The organism is Gordonia amicalis NBRC 100051 = JCM 11271, assembly GCF_000332995.1.
In the GTDB taxonomy this organism is placed as follows: domain Bacteria; phylum Actinomycetota; class Actinomycetes; order Mycobacteriales; family Mycobacteriaceae; genus Gordonia; species Gordonia amicalis.
Genome location: NZ_BANS01000073.1, coordinates 1 through 4,057, shown reverse-complemented (window position 1 = coordinate 4,057; position 4,057 = coordinate 1). Strand labels below are relative to the sequence as shown.

5 protein-coding genes are annotated in these 4,057 nt (G+C 61.4%); all 5 read right to left on the bottom strand.

Features of this window, described 5'->3' with window-relative positions; all coding sequences use genetic code 11:
• Positions 1 to 75: 75 nt before the first annotated feature.
• On the bottom strand, positions 76 to 726 hold the full coding sequence (locus tag GOAMI_RS22125; protein ID WP_006438872.1) for an ImmA/IrrE family metallo-endopeptidase: 651 nt from the start codon (positions 724 to 726) through the stop codon (positions 76 to 78).
• A gap of 30 nt (positions 727 to 756) precedes the next feature.
• Positions 757 to 1,146, bottom strand: coding sequence for a helix-turn-helix transcriptional regulator (locus GOAMI_RS23850; protein WP_006438871.1), 390 nt, complete (start codon positions 1,144 to 1,146; stop codon positions 757 to 759).
• Between the two features lie 191 nt (positions 1,147 to 1,337).
• A complete protein-coding gene (locus tag GOAMI_RS22120; RefSeq protein WP_006438870.1) occupies positions 1,338 to 1,607 on the bottom strand; it encodes a hypothetical protein in 270 nt (89 codons plus the stop codon).
• A 125-nt stretch (positions 1,608 to 1,732) separates the two neighbouring features.
• Positions 1,733 to 2,320: an antirestriction protein ArdA gene (locus GOAMI_RS22115; protein ID WP_006438869.1), complete on the bottom strand. Its 588-nt coding sequence runs from the start codon at positions 2,318 to 2,320 to the stop codon at positions 1,733 to 1,735.
• Positions 2,317 to 4,057, bottom strand: a 1,741-nt coding sequence (locus GOAMI_RS22860; protein WP_081598298.1) for a DNA methyltransferase, incomplete at its 5' end; no start/stop codon positions are given. The genes GOAMI_RS22860 and GOAMI_RS22115, both read right to left, overlap by 4 nt.

Genomic DNA, 4,057 nt, shown 5'->3' with positions numbered 1-4,057 from the left:
AATCGGCTTGGTCTTTCGTGCTGACGCGAAGGTAGTGAACCGCCAGCGGCTTGATTCCAAGTGATGGTGCGGCGGTCATGCGTAGCTCCTCTGTCGAGTTGAACGGGGTGCGCGGATGAACTTCTGACGCTCGTCATGGTTGGTGTAGATAGGTCGGGCGCAGCGGTTCGCGAGGGGCGCATCATCGGCCTTGTCGAGGCCGGTTTGCGCGAGACGGACGCGGATCGCTGGTTCGCTGACACCGAAGTGAGATGCCAGGTCGGCGACGCGCTGTATGCCGTTACCCCAGGCCGCTTTGAGTGATCGCTTGGAGACCAGCGCGCAGCCCGCGAAGTAGTCGGCAGCCGCTTCGGCCTGCTCGGCCGCAGTCAGCTTGTGGGTGGTGCGGTAGAGCTGGGCTGTATGCCCGTGATCGATGATGTGCTTGAACTCGTGCAGGAGCGTGAAGCGTTGGCGAACGGTGGGTTCATTGGCGGAGAGCACGATCACCCACTGCTGGCCATTCCAGTAGCTCATGCCTGAGACCGGGATGCGCTCGCGGATGACGACGATGCGAGGCAGCCCAGTGATGTGGTGTTCGAGGATGCCGCGTTCGTCAGCGATCAGGTCGGCGAGCTTGGCGGCCTGAATCTCAGCGGTTCGTAGCGCTTCGAGGAAGCTCGCATCGCGTTGAGGGATGACAGCGCGGAGGCTCGTCAGTACTGATGGTTTGTATGTATGTGTCATGGTGAGCCTCCTTTCATAGTGGGCTGGTAGTTATTCTCTTTCGTCTTCTCCGTCGTATGGTCCACTCGGGTCGTATCCGTGTTTCGCGGCAATTCGCGCGAAGCTGGCTTCCATTTCTTTTGCTGCCGATTCTGGGAGATCTGCGTACTTGCTTCGCAGGTAGGGAGAGAAGCTCGGCAGTGTCCTCGGCTGGACGTAACCCGCGAGGTTGAACAAGTCGGAGAGTTCAAGACCCAGTACGTCTGCCAGTGACTTCAAGGTTTCTGGTCTCGGCTGAGGGATGTCACCGCGCTCGATACGCAGTACGTTGGAGTCCGTCATACCGGAGCGGCGAGCAACTTCCTTGATGGTTAACTCGAGTTCGGTCCTGCGCTCTTTGAGTGCGTTTCCGAGTTTGACTGCGTTAGTAGTGGTTGCCATAGTGATTATCTCCGATTTCTTCGTTTCTTATATCTATTTTATTCCCAAAATTGCATAAATGCAGTATTGAAATCGTTGTAGAATCGGCGAGGTTTCCCTCACCTCGATAGGATTTGTCGTGGGATATTGGGGAGTCAGGGAGTTACTGGCTGCAACTCGACCTGACTCCCCGGTTCTGTGGATGGGTTGACTCACTCCTTGGCCTGGCGGCCACGCGGTGTCGTCCGTTTGCTGGTGCCGAACAGAGTGGCGATGGCGTCGCGTTGTTCGGCAGCTTCACGGTCGATCTCGGCGGTCAGCGCCTCGGCTTTGGCCGCGATCTCTGGATCGGATGCCAGCGTGGCGATACGGCTCTCGATGGCGTCACGGATGGTGTCCGTGAGCGATACGCCACTGAGCTTGGCCAGAATCGACAGACGTGCGTGCTGCTCGTCTTCAAGACGAATTGCCAGTGTTTTCATGAGTCTCCTACTCCTTCCTGAAGGTTGTTTCCGGGTGCCCGGTCACCGTCTTCGAGGTGGTGCGGCCGGTGAGCGGAATGCTCACTGAGACGGCCGCAGTCTCTCGACGACGGATGTCCGGCTATTTAGATCACCCGAAAGAGCCAGACTTTGCCGTCCGGTGCGGTCTCGATGTGGACATCGCCGCCGAGTTGGAGGTCACGGGCGAGTCCGTCGTAGTCGAACTGGACGTAGGCGCGGAGGTCAGCCGGTACCGCGCGGTCGAGCGCCTCCTCGATCCCACTGCCATCAAGTACGTCGCGGGCCCAGTCCGTCGGTGAGTCATAGGTGCCGATGAAGCAGTCATCGAACTGGGCGAGCATGTCGGGATTCCCGTCGTGCATCTCAGCCCACGTGGCGAAGGCTGGGCCGTGCGCGACGATCCCGCACGCGACGGCTGAGACCTGCTCGAGCGTGTCGTACTCGCCGACGTGTAAGTCGCCGAAGTCGTCGTAGTCGAAGATGCCCCACTCTTCGGCGTCCGGTTCGTCAGACCCGGCCAGGATGCGATCGACGGCCGCTCGGAGGTCGCTCGGGTCGACGGCAGCGTCACACCAGTCGCCGTGGAGCCGTCCGGCGTTGTAGTCCGCCAAGCTACCGATCCAAATACGGGGCTGGAGTTTTCGGGTTGATTCGTCCTCGTGATGGCGTTCGTGGGTGTGTTCATGGTTCATAGCACCTCCTTTCGTTTTGTGGGTTGAGTCGTGTTGGGTTGCCGGGTGGTTTGAATCCGCTGTTCCGCAACCTCGACGTAGCGGGGGTTGATCTCGATCCCGAGCCAGTCGCGCCCCGTACGAGCCGCAGCGACGGCCGTTGTACCTGAGCCGATGAACGGATCGAGAACGAGTCCGGGTTCGGCGGGTGCATCGCAGGCGCAGCTCGGCCGAGGTGGTTTCCGGTACGCCTGATCACCGTGCCGCACCAGCTGCCGTGTCCATGGGGATCGGCAGTGGGAGCACCGCAGCCGTGGACAGCCGGCCAGAATCATGCGACGGACAAGTGACTCCGGGTAGGTCGCGATGTGGCTGCTCCGGAAGTTGCTGACGCTCATCGCCCAGACATCGCCGGGGTTTTTGCCGAGGGGATGGCCGACTCGTCCGTTGGCTCGGAGATCGAGCAGGCCGCGATCGCTGTGGGTGTTCGGCCCGCGCCCTGCTTTCTCGGCGCGGTTCACTGGTCGAGGTGATCGTCGCGGTGGTTGAGAGACATGCGGGATGCGGATCTCGTCGAGATCGAAGTAGTAGCGCGGCGAACGCGTCAGCAGGTAGACAACCTCGTGCGAAGCGGTGAGCCGGTCCCGCACACTCGACGGCACCGTGTTGGTCTTGGCCCAGACGATCTTGTTACGGACGACCCAGCCGTCTGCAATCAAGTGAAGCGCCAAACGTTCCGGACCAAGCAGCAGACTCTTGCGCTCAGCACCCTCTCTGATATGAGTGCTGTAGGTGTCCCCGAGGTTGAGCCACAGAGTGCCAGTTGGTACAAGGACACGGGCACATTCAGTGAGTACGGCGCGCAGCTGAGCCACCCAGGCGTCGACGTGCGATTCGAGGCCGAGCTGGTCACCGTGGCCGTAGTCCCGCAGCCGGAAGTATGGCGGGCTGGTGATGATGCAGTCGATCCTGGCGTCTGGCAGGAATCTCAACTGAGTGAGCGCGTCGCCGGTCAAGACCTGGTTTCGTGGTGGCCCGCTCATTGCAGCCACTCCTGTGCGCTGGTCGCGAAACGGTCGGCCGTCACCACGCGGTACAAATTGGGGGTCAGCCGGGGCGAGCGCAGGATTGAGGGACTGCACCTTTTCGGCACGCGTCTGGCTAGTGAAGATCCAGATCACCAACGGGAATGCATGGTGGGCGTCCTGCTCGATGCCGCTGGCTCGATAGCTCTCGTACTGGCCGCATTTCTTGAGTACGGTCGGGAGCGATTCGGTGCCGAGGTCGACCTCGATGAACCAACGATCGACGTAGTCTCTCGTCCGGACGATGCTGGCGAGATCGGGCTGCAGCAAGCGCTGTTCACCGCCGGTGCCCACGAAGCGCCGCCAGGAGTTGGGCTCGGTCGCGACGTCAATTGTCTCGACGGTGTCGATGGTCGTCAGAGCGCGCAGACCGAGGTGGACGTCGGCGACGGCCAGGCAGTGCTGAAGGAAGCGCAGCGACGGTTCATGGCTGCGGTAGGTCTGCCCCTCATCTCGGAGCAGTCGAGCGCCAGCCGGAGCCAGTTGCCAGATACGAGCGGCGCTCCCTGCGCGGACTCCACCGATGCGGCGCGGCAGTGCTCGAATCAACGCCAGATGTTCGAGCCGAGCGAGGACGTAGCGGGTGGTGCGAGCAGCCGAGTCGGTGCTGCCGTGATCGGTGAAGACGAACGACTGAATGTGGTGTGTCGTGAGGTAGCGATGCTCGTCGATG

Coding starts and splice junctions, on each gene's coding strand:
- GOAMI_RS22125 (WP_006438872.1), bottom strand. CDS start 726: ATGACACATACATACAAACCATCAGTACTGACGAGCCTCCGCGCTGTC.
- GOAMI_RS23850 (WP_006438871.1), bottom strand. CDS start 1,146: ATGGCAACCACTACTAACGCAGTCAAACTCGGAAACGCACTCAAAGAG.
- GOAMI_RS22120 (WP_006438870.1), bottom strand. CDS start 1,607: ATGAAAACACTGGCAATTCGTCTTGAAGACGAGCAGCACGCACGTCTG.
- GOAMI_RS22115 (WP_006438869.1), bottom strand. CDS start 2,320: ATGAACCATGAACACACCCACGAACGCCATCACGAGGACGAATCAACC.